Source organism: Paenibacillus xylanexedens (genome assembly GCF_007676705.1).
Taxonomy (GTDB): domain Bacteria; phylum Bacillota; class Bacilli; order Paenibacillales; family Paenibacillaceae; genus Paenibacillus; species Paenibacillus xylanexedens_C.
In genome coordinates, this window is the sequence record NZ_VEBF01000349.1 from 1 (window position 1) to 267 (window position 267).

1 pseudogene is annotated in these 267 nt (G+C 52.4%); it reads left to right on the forward strand.

Features of this window, described 5'->3' with window-relative positions:
- Window positions 1-73: 73 nt before the first annotated feature.
- Window positions 74-267 (forward strand): annotated as a pseudogene (locus FS628_RS32250) (glycosyltransferase family 2 protein); the annotation flags it as partial.

Sequence of the window (267 nt, forward strand, 5' to 3'; positions counted from 1 at the left end):
GGGAGTGGATGTGATGAGGGGTTGGATTGATGGGATAAGAGAATAGTGGGGTGAGCCTGGGTGATAGGAAATTATGGTTGTGGATAATGGTTGGAGGGATGGAAGGGTTGAATATTGGGGGTTGGAGGGAATTGGGTTTGTGAGGTTGGGGGATAATGGGGGATTTGGGGGAGGGTGTAACGGTGGAATTGGTGGAGGGTGGGGGGATGAGGTGTTAGTTGTAAAGAATGATGTGAGGGTGACGCGGCGTTGGGTGGAGAAGGTGGG